The sequence below is a fragment of the Arthrobacter sp. Bi26 genome (assembly GCF_918697925.1).
In the GTDB taxonomy this organism is placed as follows: Bacteria; Actinomycetota; Actinomycetes; order Actinomycetales; family Micrococcaceae; genus Arthrobacter.
In genome coordinates this window covers 1-18,246 of the sequence record NZ_CAKKMF010000002.1, presented here as the reverse complement: position 1 = coordinate 18,246, position 18,246 = coordinate 1, and the positions used below count along the sequence as shown (strand labels likewise).

The following is an 18,246-nucleotide window of genomic DNA, read 5'->3' as shown; positions in this document are numbered from 1 at the left end:
CGCTGGAGTGCGGGGGTGACCGTCGTTCGTCTCGCCGGGACGGCACACGGCGGTCGCCCGGGGCCCCGTCAGTCGTGGTCAGCGTGTTCTGGCGATGGGTCGAGGCGGAGCAAATGCCATTGCCATGCGTCAAGTCCGACGAACAGCCCGTCGACGAGATCGTCGCCGGCGCGGTCGAAACTCATGTCTTGGGTCGGGTCGGTGAGCTGCCACCGGTTACCACGCAGGTCCGGCCACGGTACTCTCACGTGACCTGTTGCTGGCGCATCGCTCAGATTCACGACGATCAGCCACCGGGTGGCACCGTCCCAGCTCCAGGCGACCAGGTGTTCGAAGCTGTTCTCGCCTGGCCACCCCGACCGTTCACACGGTTGCCAGTGCCCGTGCCGAAAGGTCGGGTCGGCGGCAGCCGCTAAGAGCCGGCGGTAGAAGGCTGCGAGCTGGTCATCGGCCGGTTCGGTGGGGAAACGGCCGAGGAACACCGGAAGGCGTACCCTCCACCCCGACAGCTGGCCGTGGTGGATGAGCCGGGCCCCAGTCTGGGTCAGTGCCGTCACCGCCGCCGCCCGTGCGCGGCCGGCCCCGAACGCCGTCGCGGCCCGTGGCTCGTCGTGATTCTCCACGAACCGGACAAGGGCGTCCTGATACGTGCGCTCGGCCTGCAGGTGGAGCCGCACCTCGTCGGGATTATCGCCGAGAAGGCGGTCATACAAACGCTTGTCGTAGCAGTAATCGAAGCCCTGCTGCATCAGGGACCACTCAAGATTCCAATAGGCCTCGGCGAGGAACACGAAACCGGGATTGGTTTCACGGACGGCGGCGATCAGCGTTGGCCAGTACTCTGTGCTCGGCGCAGGACCGACCCGGGCACCCCAGGTGCGGGCGAAAACGTCGTTCATGACCAGCATTGCCATGTCGCACCGCACCCCGTCGCACTGATCGGCGATCGATTTCACCGTCTCCACCGCCGCCGACCGCAGGGCCGGGTCGAAGGCGTTGAGCTGAACGACATCCGGCCACGCCGGGAAGTAGGGGTCCCGCCCGTTGGCGAGCACCCGGCCGCCGACCTCGACGAAGGATGACGGATCCAGGTCCCGGTCCGCGGCAGTTCCCGGTACGAAGAGCTCGGGCGCCCCCGTGGTCCACGGATGATCCGGTGCGACATGGTTGGGCACGAAGTCCAGGATCAGCCGGAGGCCCCGCGCCGCCAGCGCCTCCCGGGCGGTGGAAAGCCCGGCAGGGCCACCCAGGCGGTCATCGACCACATAGTCCCTGACGCAGTACGGCGACCCGACGACGTCCTCGGCACGCCAATCGGGCAGAGCGGCCTGGAAATCGGACCGCAGGGCTGGATTTGCCAGTGCGATCCCGATGCCGGCGGGGCTGCGACGCCAGACCCCCATCAACCAGACCGCATCGAAGCCCAGTCCGGCAATCGCGTCCCAGTGCAGGTTCGGGACGGAGCCCAGATCGATTGGTTTGTCTTCTTCCACGCTGATGGATTCGAGCCATGCCCATGTGTTGATCTCGTAGATAAAGGGGTGGGCTACCGGTGGCGAGAGCCCCGGTGGTCGGGCCGCCGCCGTCTCGTCCATTACAGCGCCCTCGCCAAACATGGCTCTCCGGACACGGGCCGGGTCCTTAGTCTCGCTGGACATGGGTTCCCGGTTCCGTTTCCGGCGGTCCTGCCGCGGTGGTTGGGTCCGCGTTGTCCTGGAACACCATCCGGTCGCTATGGCGGGGTGGGTCGAGAAGAAGATCCGCGACCAGAGCCGTCCACCCGGTCTGGTGCATGGCGCCGAGTCCGGCCCCGTTGTCGCCGTGGAAGTACTCGTAGAACAGCAGGTTGTCCTTCCACGCGGGATCGCTCTGCAACAGATCGACGCCACCATAGACCGGCCTGCGTCCGTCCGGCCCGGGGAGCCAGATGCCCACCAGCCGATCGGCGAGGTCACCGGCAATCTCTCGTAGGGTCAGGTGGTGACCGGAGCGGGTGGGATATTCGACGGTGAAGTCGGGACCGAAGAACTGGTCGTACTGCAGCAAGGCACGGATGATGAGGTAGTTGACCGGCAACCACACCGGTCCTCGCCAGTTGGAATTGCCGCCGTACATCGCGGTCCGCGATTCGGCCGGTTCGTACTGGATTGCAGCGGTGGGCAGCCCTGGAACCGTGTATGGAGTGTTGTGCCGCTTGGAGATCGATCGCAGGCCGTGGGGAGAGAGGAAGGCCTCCTCGTCGAACAAGGTGCCGAACAGCCGGGCGAGTTTGTCCCTCGGGACGACCGACAGCAGCGTTCGCCGGGAGTTTCCGGTGCCACGGACCTGCCAGTCGAGGATCTCGTGCCGATCGGTCTGTTCCAACCGGAGGGCGAACCGCTTCCGGAGCCGGCGGTTCCGGTCCGTGTCCTGGGTGGGGAGCGCGACCGCGGGCAGCGCCGGGATCAACCCGACGAGGGTCTGTACCTTGATCGGGATGCTGACCCCGGAGGGGTCGGTGAGCCGGTCGTAGAAGAAACCGTCCTCGGTGTCATAGCAGCCTGAATCCTCCAGTGCGTCCATGATCAGCACGGTCTGTTCAAGGAATTTCACGACCATGTCCTCATAGGCGGCGTCGTGTTCGGCGAGTTTGGTGGCAAGGGTGAGCATAGCCACGGAGTAGTACGCCATCCACGCGGTGCCGTCGGCCTGGTCCAGCTTGAAGCCGGGCGGGAGGTGCGAGCGGTCGATCGGGCTGATGTTGTCCAAACCCAAAAAGCCGCCACCAAACAGGTTGTTTCCGTCCGGGTCCTGCCGGTTGAGCCACCAAGTGAAATTCAGCAGCAGCTTGTGGAACACCCGTTTCAGGAAGTCCAAGTCAGTGCCGCCGTCGATGACGAACACCCGGAGGGCGGCCAGCGCATGGACGGGTGGATTGACGTCGTCGAAGCTCCACTCATATGCCGGGAGCGCCCCGTTCGGATGCTGGAACCACTCCCGAAGGAGCACCAGCAGCTGGTATTTGGCGAACGCGGGATCCAGGTGGGCCCAGGTGACGGCGTGAAACGCCAGGTCCCAGGCCGCGAACCACGGGTACTCCCATGGGTCGGGCATGGCAAGCACGTCGAACGAGTCCAGGTGCCGCCACCCCGTGTTCCGGCCGTTACGATGCCCGGCCGGCGGGACCGGTTGGGCGGCGTCGCCGTCCAACCACCGGTTGACCCGATACGGGTACATTTGCTTGCTCCAGACGAGCCCCGCGCAGGACTGGCGCATCACCCGCATCGGCTCGGCGCCGATCTCAGCGGGGGCGATCGCCGCATAGAACTCGTCCGCTTCCCGCTCCCGGTCTGTCATGACGTCATCGAAGTAAGAGTCGAACCACCGGGTAGGGGGCGCGGTTTGGTCCGGGACCGGCCGGTGCAGCCGCAGTCGCAGCTCGACCCGCCCCCCGCCCGGCACAGTCACCTGATACCACCAGGCTGCCTTCGTACCCTGATGGTGCGGATTCACGGTGTCCGAGCCGGAGACCACGTGGTCGTTGATGCCGTCCTTCGGATAGGCGGTGACCGGAGGCGCCCCGAACAGTCGGGCCGTATTCGTCTCGTTGTCGCAGAACAACGCCGTCGGCCGCACTCCCTCCTTGGTGGGAGCGGCATCGAGCCGGTAGCCGGACAGCCGTGGGTGCTCGACCGCGACCCCGTCCCCGTCCAGGAACAACGACGGCGCCTCACCGCCCGAGACCCGCCACGTGTTGCGGAACCACATGGTAGGCAACACCGAAAGCGCTGCTTCCTCGGGAGAGTGGTTCTCGATGGTGATCCGGGCAAGTACCTCGGTCGGTGAGGCCTTCGCATACGCGACATCCACGGACCAGTACCGGCCGCCTTCGAAGACACCGGTATCCAGCAACTCGAACTCGGGTTCGTCCCGGGAACGACGGGCGTTCTCCTCGATAAGCTGCTGATAGGGAAACGCTGCCTGCGGGTAGTGATACCGCCACCGCAGCCATGCATGGCTGGGCAAAGCATCCGGGTACCACCAGTATTCCTTGACGTCCTCCCCGTGGTTGCCCTGCGGACCAGTCAGCCCGAACATCCGCTCCTTCAGGATCGGATCCGCCCCGTTCCACAGCGCCAACCCCAAGCACAGGTCATGGTGAACATCGGACAGCCCTGCCATGCCGTCCTCGTTCCAACGGAACGCACGGGACCGGGCATGATCATGCGGAAAATACTCCCACGCGTCACCACTGTCGCTGTAGTCCTCCCGAACCGTGCCCCAGGCCCGCTCCGACAGGTACGGCCCCCACTCGTACCAGGGATTTGCCGTGATCAGGTCATCCTCCGCCGCACCCGTGGCCTCGGCCAGCCGGGCATGTTCCGCGGTCACACCCCGAGGTTCCGCGGTCGGCGTCGTCGTGTCGTCGGTCATGGGGTCCTCCCAAGGAAGCGGTGCCGGCCGAACCTCTCAAGACATGCCCGGATGGCGGCCCACGACGTGGTCCACCGACCCTCTGCGACGTCATGCGCCGCGCCGGGTGTGCCCTCTGGCATGACGATAGCAGGCGGCGCACCGCCCTCGTTGCCCCGGAGCAACAATTCACCTGCCGTTCACGTCGTCCCGTCTGGTCCGCCGGGAGGGGACTGTTTCGATGGCGCCGGCCGCCGTAGGCTATGGGCATCCATCACACCGAGGAGGCACTCATGCGCACGGCACATCCCACAGTGCAGGCCGATCAGGTACGGCATCTTTCAGAGAACCTCATTTCTCAGCTCACGAAGGGGAGAGAATGGGCCACTCCCGGGGTCGAGGCGGCATTGCAAAAGGCGATCGCGGGGCTCGATACCGGGATTGAATCCGCGTCCCCGAGGATCCAGGCCGGTCTGCGGCGGCTCGCTGACGAGCTCGCCGGCGGAGTGGAAACTCTGGCTCCCCGTGTCCACGAGGGTCTGAAGCGGGTCGCACCTAATGTTGCCCCGGCACCCGCCCAGGCTAAATCGCGGCGGACAGCGTCCGGGAAAGCCTGGTTGATCGCCGGGGCGGTGGCTGTCGCGGTGACCGCGGGACTCGCGGCCTGGCACTTTTTTGGGCCGGCCGATGAGGAGCCGGTGCCATCCGTGAATGCGCAGCGTACCAGCGGCGCGAACCCCGACGCGGATGCCGGTCCCGCAGAGACCCGGACCTGAAGCAATCAGGACTCCGGTCGGGCCACGGCTGGCAAGGGGGCCGACGCTCAGTCCAGGGGCAGCGTTATCGTCACACAGGTTCCTGCGGCGGCGGATGAATCGATGATCACCTCTCCGCCAGCAAGGCCCACGGCCACGCGCATGAGGCGCAGTCCCATGCCCGTGTGCCGGCCAATCATGGCTGCCGGCACGTCGAAACCACCGCCGTCGTCGGTCACTTTCAGCTGAACGCCGTGGCTCATGCCGTGGGTGACGCAACCGAGCCGGACCGTCACCGTTGATGCTTGCGCGAATTTATAGACATTGCTGAGGAGCTCCTGCGCCGCCCGGTACAGAAGAGTTGCGGACTGTCGGTCTACTTCCATCCGGTGGCGCGGAGTCTCCAGATGCACCACGATGCCGCGTTTGCGGAGGGGAAGGGTCAGGCGGTCAATTGCGCCGGTTAGCCCAAGAGCATGGAAATCGACCGGGTGTGTATCAGTAAGGACGCCACGTACAGCGACGACGTCATCGCTTAGTAGTGATTTCATGTTCTTACTGTGCGCCCGCGTCGTTGGCATTTTCCGGAGCCGCGCCGAGGGCAGCGTGAGGTCCCGCAGTCGTCAGCTTTGTGTGCGGTGATTCATCCGGGTGACTGACGATTTGATGGAAGCTGAAATCCGATCCTCCATTGCGCGAACGCCGCCTACCGCCGCCGGACCCATCTGTTGCCTGGCCCGGTTCACCGCGTCGCGGACTTCGCGACGCACTACCCGTTCATTCTGGCTCGACGACTTTTCTCTCGTTTCCCTTGCTAGATCGAGCAGAGCGTGCGGAGCGTAGTGATTGACGCTCATGTCCGTGAGGAGGGGTAACTGCACTCGCAGATCCTGCTCGATGGCAGTGCGAAGGGGACCCAGTCGAAGCAATTGAGTGAGGAAATCCGGACTCAATACCGGCGACGGCGGCGCCTGGGGGCCAAGGCGTTCCCGTAGGTGGTCCTTCATTTTCATTGCTGTTCCATCGAACGTCAGCCACCATGCAAGGTAGCCCATGGGTGATGGTCCAATCGTCCGTCGATACTCGATGACGCCGACTGAGTTTTCAACGTCGTGGGCAACCAGGCGGGACCGCGTCCCTCGGTCGGCTCCGTAGTCACCTCGTTGACGCCTTCTCTCGTGAGTCTCATTCCATAGTTCCTGGACTACGCCCCTAAGTTCCATCGATGCGGCATCAGAGTACTCCAGGAGATTTTTGGTCTCGATAGAGAATTCGTCGGCAAGGTAGTCGCTGACGTCCTGCAACGGCTGTTCGCGTCCACAGATGTCCCTTTGCCAGTCCAAGAATTCATTCTCTGGCCGGCCCGAGAGCACGAAGGCCGAGTAGAGGAAGGGGACTCTTCCGGTCCAAGTCGTCGTTCTGTTGTGGCCATACGCAACGGCCAGGTTGAGGTGTCTTTCAACTTCTTCCACGACTCCTTCCGTTACGAATAGGAGCAACCCGGCGTCTACCGCTGCTCGCATCAGAACCGTAAAGTGGCGCTCCTCCGGATCGTCTACCAGGCTCTCTCCGATAAGCGGCAGGATCGCGGTGGTGTCCATCCATATGTCGCCTTCACTGAAGACGTTAAGCATGACTTTCTGGACGTCCGGGGTCTGTTTCAGGAACGCGAAAAGAGTGTATGCATCAGCCAGCCGCCGAAGATGGGACTGCGTTTGAGGCGAAGGTTGCTCCAATACATGCATAATGGCCGCGGCCGCGGCATCAGAACTGAGCCCGCTGATGCCGCCATTTGCTGTAATTCTGTCTGCTATGGCGACAGGGCTGAGTTGGAACGGTTCTCCTGTTTCCACGGCTTCGGCAAAAGACTCACCTCGTTCCAAAAGTGTTTCTTCCAACACCGTTCGTAGTTGCCGGGAAATCTCCGTCAACTGTGTTTCGTTCAGTGCCTTCGGTGCTTCGAGGGCTCGAACCGCCACAGTGAGTTTCGCATCCAGAACAGCTTCATCAAGAAGGAACGTGGCTGTCTGATCATTTATCCTCTTGGCCTCCTCAAAACTGAGATGGTAAGTGTCCTCAGATCCGGAAGCTGATTTGTGCTGTTTGACGGGCCCCTTCCGGGACAGGCGGTTCAATGCGCTCAGGGTCAGGGCATCGACCTGCCCTCGCTTCCCCACGGGCATGCGCAGGGCGACGCCGTCCTGGATTTCGCTCAGGCTGAGCCTGCTATCTGTGCTCGAATCGTGAAGCGCCGCCAAGACCAATGAATCGAAGCAGCTCTTGGTAAGACTCTGATCGGTTGCCTGATCCACGCCGTCGAGTGCCAAGTGCAGCACCGCGACCTTGCTCTCATCCGCGGTCAAGGTCGATATTCTGTCGATGACCCCTCGTTTGGACAGAAGCGGATCGACAAATCTCTTGGCCAGCTCTTCACTTGCCACTCGTCGTTGAGGATAGGACTCCTCACGCTCCACAAACCACGACCGGTCCCGGATATCTACGGTTATGTTCCGGTCACGGCGAGACTCTTCCCTGAGTTCATCAGCAGCCGGACCAATCACCTGGTTGGTCACGTAGATCATGGTACTGACCGAAGGGAGATTCCTCTTGAGCGTGTCCAACGTGCTCGCAATTTTCGTCTTCCAACTCGCAGTGACAGAGTACTGAAATGCGACTTTTGGCACACCGTCAACCGTGAATATTTCGGCGTCTCTGCCCTTGTCTCCGTTCGGTGCTGCCATCGTCCGCAGGGCGGGATATTCGACGGCTAAGAACTCCGACGCGAACTGTTCAAATACCTCCCAATCTCCAGGGCCAATACGTTCCAGGGCGAGGGACAATCGCGGGTTCGGCATGATCGAATCATAACCACCACAATCATTCCTTGAGCAGAGCGGCTGGGTTCGAAGACGACAACTCTTCCGCTCCGCGCTCCGCAATGAGCCGAGTCAGAATCCCCGTGGCGGTTTTGCGCTGCTTCCGCGGCGCCGTCGTGTCCTCGATGACTATTGCCTCTAACGCCGCCAGGCGCGTGGTGCTACCCGCTGGTTCGGCTACAGGAAGCCGCCGAAATAGATAATCCCTGCTTACGTAAACGCGCACCCCCGGTTGGCTGTTTTGGTCAAAACTTCCCCTCGGAATCACCTGTCACAGGCGTCGTTGACTTTCATGTCTCCTGCGAGGACGATGTCGAGTGTAAGTCGATGATGGGGGGAATAACTCCGAGTCTGACCTGCCGAGAATACGCATGTTTGTCGATTATTCCCGCGCTAGATTTTGACTCTGCAGTGGAATATCGCTATTCGCGAAGCTCATGCTTCTGCATCTGTTTAATCAACTCCGAATCTGGGGATCAACGGAGAGAAAAATGTCTAAAATTACTTTTAAGCCGGTTGCAGACGCACCCGGGGTTTTTATATCTGAACCTACAGAATCCTGCCAGGGATATCGATTTCGTGCAATGGTGCACGGTCAAACAGCACTATTAACAGCAGACGGAAAGACGCCGGATCTCGTGGTCTCAAGGACGAAGAACCCTGGGTTTGACGTACTTGCGTTCAGTCTGTCAGGCATATGGGACGCGGCCGAGGACCTGGCCAGCCGCGCTTGGGACAAAATTAGCGATGTTCTGACTGATGACGGCGGCGGCGGTGCTCGCATACCAGTGAGCTCGGACGAAGCCGAAATCGTCACGACGACCCGGGCACCGGCACCGTTTAGTCCGCAAATCTAGACGCTCCGATTCAGTCACGTTTGGACCTGAGAAAAAGGACCGGGTGCAGGCCGCTAGCCGTGGCCTGCACTTGGCCAAACTGGGACCTGGAAAATCACCCAGGCGCGGGCATCGCTGGCAAAGTACACGCAGAACCGCACGGTCCATCGCTTCGAAACCCAGCCGCCTCACCGAACCAATGACACCACGATGCCTTGACGTGACACCACTATGGTGTCACTATGGTGGCATGGAACTTGGACAGTACGTCAGCGACCTGCAGCGCCAGCTAGTGGATACCGCGGAGAACGGCACGGAGGACACTCGCGCCGTCGCGGAGCGGCTCGCCGCCGGACTGGATGCCGCGGTGCGGCTCGTGCTACTCGACGTCCTGTCGGCCGCGGCCGGCGAGATCACCCGCGACCTCGCACCCGGATCGGTTGACATGCGGCTGCGCGGACGCGACATCGAGTTCGTAGTTACCCCGCCGAACGCCGAGCCCGACAGTGACGAGCGGCCCGCCGCAACCGTCGACCTCGAGGACGCGAGCACCTCGCGCACCACGCTCCGCCTGCCGGATGCCCTCAAGGCGCGGGTGGACGAGGCGGCGGCGGCTGACGGCATGTCCGTCAACACCTGGCTGGTCCGTGCGATTGCGGCCGCTATCCAACCGAAGCAACGACGATCCACGCAGCGCACGCTGCGCACCGGCGACAACTTTGCGGGCTGGGCGCGCTAACCCGCTCAACCACCCACCTTCACCATTTCCCGGCCACGCGGACCCGCGGGGCCATATCAACACGCGTAGAGAAAGGGAGGCGTCAGTATGCCCACCTACAACACCCCCGGCCCAATCGACCTCGCCATCAACCTGCAGGTCGGCGCAATCGATGTCTTCGCCAGCGACCGCGCCGACACGGTGGTGACCGTGTTGCCGACGAACCCCGAGAAGGCGGTCGACCGCCGAGGCGCGGAGGAGACCAGGGTCGACGTCGATGGCCAGCGGCTCACCATCACGGGCCCGCGGCCCCGCCTCAGCTGGATCGGCCCATCCGAGTCGGTCGATGTGAAAGTCGAGCTGCCGACGGGGTCGCGGCTCGCCGCCGAGATCGCGGTCGGCGGCCTGCGTACCGTCGGCCGCCTCGGCGCCACCCGGATCAAGAGCTCGCTTGGCCCCGTGGATGTCGACACCACCGGCGACCTGTGGCTGCGCGCCTCGCACGGCAACGCGACCGTGGGCACCGCAGAAGGCGGGGTCGAGATCACGGCCGACCACGGTCAGATCCGGATCGGCACGGTCACCGGCGACGCGATCCTCAAGGCCTCGCATGGCACCATCCAGGTCGGGGATTCCGGCGGCGACCTCGACGCGAAGCTCTCCTACGGCGACCTCGAGATCCCAAGGGCACGCGGCTCCGTTACGGCGAAGACCGCTTACGGCAGCATCCAGCTGGGAGAGGTCTCAAGCGGTTCCATCCAAGTCGAAAGCGGCTTCGGCCAGGTCACCATCGGCGTGCGGCCCGGCGTTCCCGCCTGGCTCGACCTGTCCTCGAAGGCAGGGCACGTGCGCAACGAGCTCGACGGCGACGGCGCCCCCGACGCGTCGGAACAGACGGTCGAAATACGTGCACGCACGCAGCACGGCAACATCAGCATCCATCGCGCGCGGTGAATCCGGGCACCCAACAGAAGGGAACGACACTCATGAACACGCCAGCGATCGCAGTCCACGGGCTGCGGAAGTCCTACGGCGGAAAGGTGGTGCTCGACAACGTCGACCTCACCGTCAACGCCGGCACCGTCACCGCGCTGCTCGGCCCGAACGGCGCCGGGAAGACGACCACTGTGCACATCCTGTCCACGCTCGTGCGGCCCGACGGCGGCACAGCGTTCGTCAACGGATGCGACGTCGTGCGCGACCACGACGGCGTGCGCGCCGCGATCGGCCTCACCGGCCAGTTCTCCGCGGTGGACAAACTGCTCACCGGCGAGGAGAACCTCCTGCTGATGGCGCGGCTGCGCCACCTTGGGGCGAAGCGCTCGAAGACCCGGGTGGTCGAGCTGCTCGAGCAGTTCGACCTCGTCGACGCCGCCCGCAAGCCGCTCGCCACCTACTCCGGCGGGATGCAGCGCCGCCTCGACCTCGCGATGACCCTCGTCGCGACACCGAGCGTGATCTTCCTCGACGAGCCCACCACCGGCCTGGACCCGCGCAGCCGCCACACCATGTGGGACATCGTGCGCAGCCTCGTCGCGGACGGCACCACCGTCCTACTCACCACCCAGTACCTCGACGAAGCGGACGAACTCGCGGACCGCATTGCGGTGCTCGACGGCGGCCGCATCGTCGCCGAGGGGACGCCGGACGAGCTCAAGCGCCTGGTGCCCGGCGGGCACATCCGGCTCCGGTTCGCGGATGCCGCGGCGCTCGACACCGCCTCCCGCCTGCTTGACGAGTCCGATCGCGACGACGCCGGGCTCGCGCTCACCGTGCCGAGCGACGGCGGGGTCGGCGCGCTGCGCACCGTGCTGGACCGCCTCGATGCGGCCGACGTCGAGGTCGACGACCTCAGCATCCACACCCCGGACCTCGATGACGTGTTCTTCGCGCTCACCGGCCGGGCCGACCTGAAGGGAACAGCATCATGACCACCATCACCGCCCAGCGCAAGACGGCCCCGGGCACCAGCCGACAATCGCACGTCGTCGCCGACTCGATCACGATGCTGCACCGCAACCTGCTGCACATGGTGCGCTACCCGGGCCTGTCGGTGTTCACCATCGTGGGGCCGGTCGTGATCCTGCTGTTCTTCGTGTTCGTGTTCGGCGGCACACTCGGTGCCGGCCTGCCCGGGGCGGATCCGGCCGGCGGGCGGGAAGCGTACGTCGCGTACATCATGCCGGGCATCCTGCTGCTGACCATCGCGGGCAGCGCCGGCGGCACCGCGACGACGGTCGCGATGGACATGACCGAGGGCATCACGGCGCGGTTCCGCACGATGGCGATCTCGCGGGCTGCGGTGCTCGCCGGGCACGTGCTCGGCAACACCATCCAGGCGATCATCGCCGTCGCGCTCGTGCTCGGCGTCGGACTGCTGATCGGCTTCCGCCCGACGGCCGGAGCGGTCGAGTGGTTCGCCGCCGCCGGTCTGCTGGTGCTGATCGCGTACGCGATCAGCTGGCTCGGCGTCGCCATGGGCATGCAGGCGAAGTCGGTCGAGACAGCCAGCAATTGGCCCCTCGTGCTGACCTTCCTGCCGTTCCTCAGCAGCGGTTTCGTGCCGACCGAGTCGATGCCGGAGTGGCTGCAGTGGTTCGCGCAGTACCAGCCGTTCACGCCGTTCATCGAGGCCATCCGCGGGCTGCTGCTCGGCACCCCGCTCGGTTGGAGCCCGGCGCTCGCGGTCGGATGGTGCGTGGTGATCGTGGTCGCCGGGTACGCCTGGTCGATGGCGATCTACGAGCGGAAGTCGGTGCGCTGAGCCCAGGTCCCACCGGATTACAGCCGGCGGCCGCGAGTCCATCGCGGCCGCCGGTTCTGTTCACACGTGGAGGCCGGCAGCTTGTTGCGGCGTCAAGGGAGCTGATGGAAGCTATGCCTTTGTGGTCTGATGCTTTGCCCGTTCGTCGAGAACGGCAGTGGCCATGACTAGGCGCCCGGGTAGCGGAACCAATGCCTCACGGAGCCAGAGCGCGTCCATGTAGGCATGGAACCGGTCTGGATTGACATGTAGTTCCTCGGCTACGGCCAACACCTGATTGTGAGCCGTAAGGTAACGTGCCGACGACATGCGGTTCCGTCGCCGGTGCAGCTCCAAGCGCACGTCCATATTGGCCAGATCGAGGGCCGCCTCGGCTTGGGCTCCTTTGTCAAGATCCAGCAATCCGAGCGGGGACCGGCCGTCGACTGCGATGATCTGCTTGCCGTGCAGGTCTCCATGGGACCACACCAGCGGATCCGGGGCCGACCGAAGCAAATTCGTCGTCACATCCTCTGCCGCGGCCCGCAGGGCACTTCCTTGAGGCGACATTTCCGGCACGCTTTCGAAGTGGCGCAGCCAGCGGTTCACGGATCGCCACAGATCCGCTGCTTTCACCTCTGCTGAGCGGAGCGGCAGGCTGTTCAGAACGCTGCGTGCGGCGCTGCCGTGCGGGGCGCTCAGCTGAGCGACCCACGAGCGCGACCATTTCTCCCATGCCCACGCGAACGATTCGTCGCTGGCCGTGGAGTCGTTCTCGCCCAGCTCGTTCAGGGTCGGTCCCGGGACGGTGCTGAAAACGATGACATCCTCGGAGCTGCGAAGGATCCTGGGGGTCGTGAAGGTACCGGCGGCGTCCAGGAGAATGTCCACGTGTGCGCAGCGTTCGGCGGATGCGATGGCCTGCCCTGGCCGGAAGATCTTGATGTAACGGCCCTCCGCCCGGACTACCGCCCGTCTGTGGGGCCGATACGCAATGAGTTCGCCTTGCTGCGCTTCTGCCCGCAATGCGGGCAGTTCAGGATCGTCCAGCGGCACGAGTTCAAAGCGCCCGTGGCGCAGATAGGCTCCACGGAGGGCGGGGGTCCGGCCCTGGCTGAGGACCTCCAGCACGTAGTCGCCTGGTCTCTTATCGAACCAGGCCCGGCAGACGCACCAGGTTGTGCCTGTAGCTTCGTCGGCGTATTGCGGGGCGGGCAGGTACCAACTCATGGGATCAGCTCCAGCGGTGGAAGTGCCACTTGAGATTGTCAGCTTGAACTAAGACCATGAAGTCCAGATGAAGGGCGCATTAAGGAACCCTCATGTAGGGCCGCCGTCGGGTCGCCCTGGCCGCGCCGCAGCCCTGCCCGACCTCGCGGCCCTCGCCGCTGCGACGTTTGCGCTGGTCCGGCCTTGTGGAATCTCCTCAGAGTCGATCGCGGACCTCGCTGCGGTGCACCTCAGCAATGTCTTACGTGCGGCCGGCTGATACCGGCGGGTCACTGGGGACGAAGGCGGGAATCGTCAGCCTCCCATTCATCTCGGGTGATCGCGTACTCGACGTAGCCGTGCTCTTCTCCCGGAACGGACCCCGGCCAGTCGCCGACGAAAGCCCGCACGAGGCGCATCCCGGATTTCTCCATCACCCTTCGGGAGGCCGTGTTGGCTGCCATGGCCGAGGCTACAACCCGTTGCACCCTGAACTCGGTGAAGCCTTTAGCGATCAGCGCCCGCGATCCCTCTGTCGCGTGGCCCTTTCCCCAGGCCGCGCGGCGCAGCCGGTAGCCCAGTTCCGGCTGATCTTGTGGATCGTCGGGGCTTGGCCGGAAGTGGAACCAGCCAAGGAATTCCCCGGTCGTCTTCTCGAGCGCGGCCCAGAACCCGTAGCCGGGAAAGCGCCGGTAGTAGTCGAGGAAGGCCGGGAGGAAGTCGCCTTCTATTTCGCCCCGGGAGGTGGGGATACCGCCGGTGATGTACCGCATCACGCCCGGATCGCTGTCCAGTTCCACGAGTAGCTCCGCATCGTCGGCGGTGAACTGCCGGAGCAGAAGGCGTTCAGTCTCCAGGAAGGTGAGCATGCAGACATTCTCGCACCGTGGGGAAGACCCGCCACACCGGTCGGGGCGGTCGGGGCAGTTCTTCTCTGGGACATCACCACCGATACCGGGAACTACACCGTCTGGGATTCCTGGCAGTGCGGTCAAGAGCCTTCTAGCGCCACCGGTAGGATTCCAACGTGCGCAGCAGAGGGGCGCGGCTGTTCTTCAGCAGGTCGACCGGGCGGGAGCCGGCAAGGTCCCGGGACGGAGTGACCATCCAGACCGTGAAGTAGTTGTGCGGGATCTGCAGCTCCAGCGCACGCTGAAAGAGCTCAACGACCGGCGGGCGGAGTTGTCCACCGGGGAGGAACTGGAATCCGGGGCAGAAGGTGCCGTCGTCGATGAAGACCCGGACCAGCTGCTGCATCACCGGCTCCGGGTCTTCCATGAGCTCGGAGAGGCGGCGGCGGACCTGGTCCAGGGCCGGCAGCGTGAATTCTTTTCTGATCCCCTCCCATGTTTGATCGCTGATTCGTTGACAGTTAGTTGGCACTGTTGCCTAGCTGCCGTCACTGACGTGTTCCAGGAACCACCCGGGGGAGGGCTGTTCACGGCGCAGAGTGACGGTCCGCAGCGGGGAGTTGGAGCCGAGGCGGACCTGCACGCGCCAGTATTCGACGCTGACCAGGCCGCCGCTGCCCACGGCGGCAGTGCGCCCGGTGTCCTGCCGGGAGTCGCTTTCGAACCAGTGCTGGGACTCCGTGCCGGGATCGACAACCCAGATCCGTCCGTCGTGCCGGATGGCAAGGGGTTTGCCCGCCGGGTCGGTGCGGACCTGCAGGTCGTGGGTCTGGGTGGGGGCAACGGGCGCGAGGGTCATGGGTGTTCTTTCGTGGTGCGGCGGTGCGGGCGTGTGTTGGGTTTAGGCGGCTTTGACGAGGGGGAGTTCGTCCCAGTGGGTGGTGTAGCGGGGGGAGAGCATGTCCCGCTTCATGGTCCAGTCCGGCCCGCCCCGGATGCCGGCGTGGCCCAGGCCGATGGAGCCGCGCCCATACCGGCGGGTCACATCTTCCATGAGGGCTCCGACGCGGCGTTCCTCGTGCGGGTTTTCGAACAGGGCCAGGGGTGCCTGGTTGCCGGTGGGCCGCAGATCGGTGACCATGATGCCGGCCCTGGCGTACCTGATGCCCTCGTTGATGTGGGGGAGGAGTGCGTGGGCAGCCCCTGTGAGCAGGACCGGGTCCGCGGTGGGCATCGGCAGCGGCACGCAGACCGAGGGGTAGGAGGTGTCTTTCGGGTTGAAGTGTGAGGTGCCGGCGAACGCGGTGAGGACCTTGGCCTGCAGTCCGTGTTTGGCCAGCCGCGCTGAGGCCTGTTGGCCGTAAACGCTCAGGACCTGCCGCATCCCTGCCGCGGTGGTGATGGGGGTGGCGAAGGAGCGGGAGAAGATGAGCTGGTCCCGCCCGATCCGTTCTTCCTCCATTGGGATGCACGGGGTTCCCTGCAGTTCAAGGACGGTGCGCATCATGACCACGGAGAATCGGTCCCGGATCATGACCGGATCGGCCCGGGACAGATCCAGGATGGACTGGATGCCGAGGCCGTTGAGGCGTTTGGTCAGCCGCGTGGCGACACCCCAGATCTCAATCACGGACAGGCGGCGCATCAGTGATTCCCTGTCTGCGGCGGCCACGGAGTCCCAGTGGCAGACGCCGGCGAAGGCCGGGTTGTTCTTGGCCCATTTGTTGGCCAGTTTCGCCAGGGTCTTGGTCCCGGCGATCCCGACGCAGACCGGTACCCCGACGTTGCGGCGCACGGCGGTCTTCATGGTCCGGCCGAGAGCCAGGAGTTCCTCCGGGGTGCCTTTGACGCCGAGGAAGGCCTCGTCGATGCTGTAGACCTCCAGCCAGGCCGAGTAGCGGCCGAGCAGTTCCATCACGCGGGCGCTGATGTCGCCGTAGAGCTCGTAGTTGCTGGAGAGGGCAACGAGTCCCCACTCCTTGGCCCGCGGGGCGAGTTTGAACCATGGCTCGCCCAGGGGGATGCCGAGGGCCTTGGCTTCCGGGGACCGGGTGACGGCGCAGCCGTCGTTGTTGGAGAGGACGACGACGGGCCGGCCCTCCAGGGACGGGTCGAACGCCCGCTCGGCCGACGCATAGAAGCAGTTCACATCCACGTGCGCGATCTGCGGCATCCGCCGCATCGTGGCCGGTTTAGACATGGCTGGCCTCAGACATGGTGCAGGCACCGGGTCGCGACGCCCCAGATGACCAGATCCGAGACCGACGGGACCCGGATATCCGGGTACGCCGGGTTCTCCGCCTGCAGCACGACGCCGGTGGCCGTGATCCGCAGCCGCTTGATGGTCAGCTCCCCGTCCAGGACAGCGATGACCACGGACCCGTCTTTGGGTTCCAGGGCCCGGTTCACGATCAGTTCATCGCCGTCGCTGATGCCGGCGCCCTCCATCGAGTCCCCGGACACCCGCACGACGTACGTGCTGGTGATGTCCTTGATCAGGTGCTCGTTCAGGTCAATCCGGCCATCAAAGTAGTCCTGCGCCGGCGACGGATACCCGGCCGCAACAGGGACCGGAGAGATCAGCACCGACAACAACGACATGCCCGCATCTATCACACGGGGACCGACAACAACGCCCACAACACACCTTTATTCGAATATATGTTCGATACATTCAGTGTAGCCGGACGGGCCGACAAAAGACCGATCGACTGTTCTGGCCGGCTTATTGAGGTGCCGAATCGAAGAGGCATTTCTACTATCGTTGGTCCCAGCACATCTGACCTGGAGGGCGCATGCCGTACATCGCTGACTTCGAGAGCGTTTCTACTGTCGGCTTGGAATGCTCTCCGGTCGCCGAGGCGCTGGCCGGGTTGCGCGCCAACGGGCGCTATCCGCGGCTCCTACTTCGTGATTAAGGGTGAGTACTGACCAGTTGACGTTCCGTGCCGGCGTCGGGCTCAGGCCGGCATCGCCGTGCTTGTCGGCTTGGAGAGGTGGGGATTGTGATCGTTGATGTGATCGTTGCCGGAGGCGGTCCGACTGGGATGATGCTGGCCGGTGAGCTGACGCTGGCGGGGGTGGATGCGGCCATTGTGGAGCGCCGCTCGACGCCGGAGCTGGTGGGCTCGCGTGCGGGCGGGTTCCACTCGCGGACGATCGAAATCCTCGATCAGCGCGGGATTGCCGACCGGTTCCTCGCCGAGGGCAAGCCCGTCCAGGCGGCGTTCTTCGGGAAAACAACCCTGGACGTGAGCGACTTTCCTACACGGCACCCTTACACGCTCGGCCTGTGGCAGAACCATATTGAGCGGATCCTGGCTGGCTGGATCGAGGAGCTGGGTGTGCCGGTCCAACGGGGGCTCGAGGTCGCCGGCTTTACCCAGGACGACAGCGGGGTCGACGTGCATCTCGCCGACGGCGGGCCGATGCGCGCGCTGTACCTGGTGGGTGCCGACGGCGGGCGAAGTGCTGTCCGCAAGGCAGCCGGCATCGAGTTCCCCGGCTGGGATGCGACGAGGAGCAGCCTGATCGCCGAAGTGGAGGTGACAGAGGAGACGCCGGCAGGCATCCGCATCGACGAGGTGGGGATCCACGGGCTGCACCTGATGGAGGACGGACGAACCACGCGGGTGGTGGTGACCGAGAAGCAGCTTGGACCGGCTGCCGAGCCCACCCTGGCTGACCTCCGCAAGGCGCTGACCGAGGTCTATGACACGGATTTCGGGGTGCACACTCCGACGTGGATCTCGCGGTTCACCGACGCCACGCGGCAGGCCGCGGCCTACCGCAGCGGCCGCGTGCTGCTGGCCGGGGATGCCGCGCACATCCATGCTCCTTCGGGCGGGCAGGGGATCGGGCTCGGC

At 64.6% G+C, this 18,246-nt stretch carries 17 protein-coding genes and 1 pseudogene; 8 read left to right on the top strand and 10 right to left on the bottom strand.

Annotated features, from left to right (window positions below; translation table 11 throughout):
* Window positions 1–68: 68 nt before the first annotated feature.
* Window positions 69–1,658, bottom strand: a complete 1,590-nt coding sequence (locus tag LQV16_RS00700) for an alpha-amylase family glycosyl hydrolase (RefSeq protein WP_229992013.1) — start codon at window positions 1,656–1,658, stop codon at window positions 69–71.
* The gene (locus LQV16_RS00695; protein ID WP_229992012.1) at window positions 1,642–4,413 is read right to left on the bottom strand and encodes a glucosidase; all 2,772 of its coding nucleotides are present in this window, start codon (window positions 4,411–4,413) and stop codon (window positions 1,642–1,644) included. Before LQV16_RS00695 ends, LQV16_RS00700 begins: the two co-directional genes overlap by 17 nt.
* 272 nt (window positions 4,414–4,685) lie before the next feature.
* Between LQV16_RS00695 and LQV16_RS00690 the strand changes: the two genes are divergently transcribed.
* On the top strand, window positions 4,686–5,168 hold the full coding sequence (locus LQV16_RS00690; RefSeq protein WP_229992010.1) for a hypothetical protein: 483 nt from the start codon (window positions 4,686–4,688) through the stop codon (window positions 5,166–5,168).
* A 47-nt stretch (window positions 5,169–5,215) separates the two neighbouring features.
* Here LQV16_RS00690 and LQV16_RS00685 read toward each other — a convergent pair whose 3' ends face one another.
* Together LQV16_RS00685 and LQV16_RS00680 are read right to left on the bottom strand one after the other, a co-directional pair.
* Window positions 5,216–5,698: an ATP-binding protein gene (locus LQV16_RS00685; RefSeq protein WP_229992009.1), complete on the bottom strand. Its 483-nt coding sequence runs from the start codon at window positions 5,696–5,698 to the stop codon at window positions 5,216–5,218.
* Window positions 5,699–5,770: 72 nt separating this feature from the next.
* A complete protein-coding gene (locus tag LQV16_RS00680; RefSeq protein ID WP_229992008.1) occupies window positions 5,771–8,002 on the bottom strand; it encodes a hypothetical protein in 2,232 nt (743 codons plus the stop codon).
* Window positions 8,003–8,514: 512 nt separating this feature from the next.
* Here LQV16_RS00680 and LQV16_RS00675 point away from each other — a divergent pair.
* From LQV16_RS00675 to LQV16_RS00655, 5 genes are all read left to right on the top strand, one after another.
* Complete coding sequence (locus tag LQV16_RS00675; RefSeq protein WP_229992006.1) at window positions 8,515–8,880, top strand: hypothetical protein; 366 nt, start codon at window positions 8,515–8,517, stop codon at window positions 8,878–8,880.
* Between the two features lie 229 nt (window positions 8,881–9,109).
* A complete protein-coding gene (locus tag LQV16_RS00670) occupies window positions 9,110–9,598 on the top strand; it encodes a toxin-antitoxin system HicB family antitoxin (RefSeq protein ID WP_229992005.1) in 489 nt (162 codons plus the stop codon).
* 87 nt (window positions 9,599–9,685) lie between these two features.
* On the top strand, window positions 9,686–10,531 hold the full coding sequence (locus LQV16_RS00665; RefSeq protein WP_229992003.1) for a DUF4097 family beta strand repeat-containing protein: 846 nt from the start codon (window positions 9,686–9,688) through the stop codon (window positions 10,529–10,531).
* Window positions 10,532–10,563: 32 nt separating this feature from the next.
* Window positions 10,564–11,508: an ATP-binding cassette domain-containing protein gene (locus LQV16_RS00660; protein WP_229992002.1), complete on the top strand. Its 945-nt coding sequence runs from the start codon at window positions 10,564–10,566 to the stop codon at window positions 11,506–11,508.
* Entirely contained in the window at window positions 11,505–12,341 is an 837-nt protein-coding gene (locus LQV16_RS00655; protein ID WP_229992001.1) for an ABC transporter permease, read from the top strand. Before LQV16_RS00660 ends, LQV16_RS00655 begins: the two co-directional genes overlap by 4 nt.
* A gap of 111 nt (window positions 12,342–12,452) precedes the next feature.
* Here the strand turns inward: LQV16_RS00655 and LQV16_RS00650 are convergent, their stop codons facing one another.
* From LQV16_RS00650 to umuD, 6 genes are all read right to left on the bottom strand, one after another.
* The gene (locus LQV16_RS00650; protein WP_229992000.1) at window positions 12,453–13,550 is read right to left on the bottom strand and encodes a hypothetical protein; all 1,098 of its coding nucleotides are present in this window, start codon (window positions 13,548–13,550) and stop codon (window positions 12,453–12,455) included.
* Between the two features lie 269 nt (window positions 13,551–13,819).
* Entirely contained in the window at window positions 13,820–14,398 is a 579-nt protein-coding gene (locus LQV16_RS00645; RefSeq protein ID WP_229991999.1) for a GNAT family N-acetyltransferase, read from the bottom strand.
* 133 nt (window positions 14,399–14,531) lie between these two features.
* Window positions 14,532–14,912, bottom strand: coding sequence for a hypothetical protein (locus tag LQV16_RS00640; RefSeq protein WP_229991998.1), 381 nt, complete (start codon window positions 14,910–14,912; stop codon window positions 14,532–14,534).
* Between the two features lie 6 nt (window positions 14,913–14,918).
* Window positions 14,919–15,239 (bottom strand): hypothetical protein, encoded by a 321-nt coding sequence (locus tag LQV16_RS00635; RefSeq protein ID WP_229991997.1) that lies wholly within the window; start codon window positions 15,237–15,239, stop codon window positions 14,919–14,921.
* 42 nt (window positions 15,240–15,281) lie between these two features.
* Complete coding sequence (locus LQV16_RS00630) at window positions 15,282–16,580, bottom strand: Y-family DNA polymerase (RefSeq protein ID WP_229991996.1); 1,299 nt, start codon at window positions 16,578–16,580, stop codon at window positions 15,282–15,284.
* Between the two features lie 8 nt (window positions 16,581–16,588).
* A complete protein-coding gene (gene umuD, locus LQV16_RS00625) occupies window positions 16,589–17,020 on the bottom strand; it encodes a translesion error-prone DNA polymerase V autoproteolytic subunit (RefSeq protein WP_229991995.1) in 432 nt (143 codons plus the stop codon).
* 155 nt (window positions 17,021–17,175) lie between these two features.
* Between umuD and LQV16_RS00620 the strand changes: the two are divergent.
* A pseudogene (locus tag LQV16_RS00620) lies at window positions 17,176–17,274 on the top strand (phage tail protein); the annotation flags it as partial.
* Between the two features lie 111 nt (window positions 17,275–17,385).
* Window positions 17,386–18,246, top strand: an 861-nt coding sequence (locus LQV16_RS00615; RefSeq protein WP_229991994.1) for an FAD-dependent monooxygenase, incomplete at its 3' end; no start/stop codon positions are given.

Bases quoted from the DNA above. Each gene is read 5' to 3' on its own strand.
- LQV16_RS00700 (WP_229992013.1), bottom strand. From the start codon at position 1,658: ATGTCCAGCGAGACTAAGGACCCGGCCCGTGTCCGGAGAGCCATGTTT.
- LQV16_RS00695 (WP_229992012.1), bottom strand. From the start codon at position 4,413: ATGACCGACGACACGACGACGCCGACCGCGGAACCTCGGGGTGTGACC.
- LQV16_RS00690 (WP_229992010.1), top strand. From the start codon at position 4,686: ATGCGCACGGCACATCCCACAGTGCAGGCCGATCAGGTACGGCATCTT.
- LQV16_RS00685 (WP_229992009.1), bottom strand. From the start codon at position 5,698: ATGAAATCACTACTAAGCGATGACGTCGTCGCTGTACGTGGCGTCCTT.
- LQV16_RS00680 (WP_229992008.1), bottom strand. From the start codon at position 8,002: ATGCCGAACCCGCGATTGTCCCTCGCCCTGGAACGTATTGGCCCTGGA.
- LQV16_RS00675 (WP_229992006.1), top strand. From the start codon at position 8,515: ATGTCTAAAATTACTTTTAAGCCGGTTGCAGACGCACCCGGGGTTTTT.
- LQV16_RS00670 (WP_229992005.1), top strand. From the start codon at position 9,110: ATGGAACTTGGACAGTACGTCAGCGACCTGCAGCGCCAGCTAGTGGAT.
- LQV16_RS00665 (WP_229992003.1), top strand. From the start codon at position 9,686: ATGCCCACCTACAACACCCCCGGCCCAATCGACCTCGCCATCAACCTG.
- LQV16_RS00660 (WP_229992002.1), top strand. From the start codon at position 10,564: ATGAACACGCCAGCGATCGCAGTCCACGGGCTGCGGAAGTCCTACGGC.
- LQV16_RS00655 (WP_229992001.1), top strand. From the start codon at position 11,505: ATGACCACCATCACCGCCCAGCGCAAGACGGCCCCGGGCACCAGCCGA.
- LQV16_RS00650 (WP_229992000.1), bottom strand. From the start codon at position 13,550: ATGAGTTGGTACCTGCCCGCCCCGCAATACGCCGACGAAGCTACAGGC.
- LQV16_RS00645 (WP_229991999.1), bottom strand. From the start codon at position 14,398: ATGCTCACCTTCCTGGAGACTGAACGCCTTCTGCTCCGGCAGTTCACC.
- LQV16_RS00635 (WP_229991997.1), bottom strand. From the start codon at position 15,239: ATGACCCTCGCGCCCGTTGCCCCCACCCAGACCCACGACCTGCAGGTC.
- LQV16_RS00630 (WP_229991996.1), bottom strand. From the start codon at position 16,580: ATGTCTAAACCGGCCACGATGCGGCGGATGCCGCAGATCGCGCACGTG.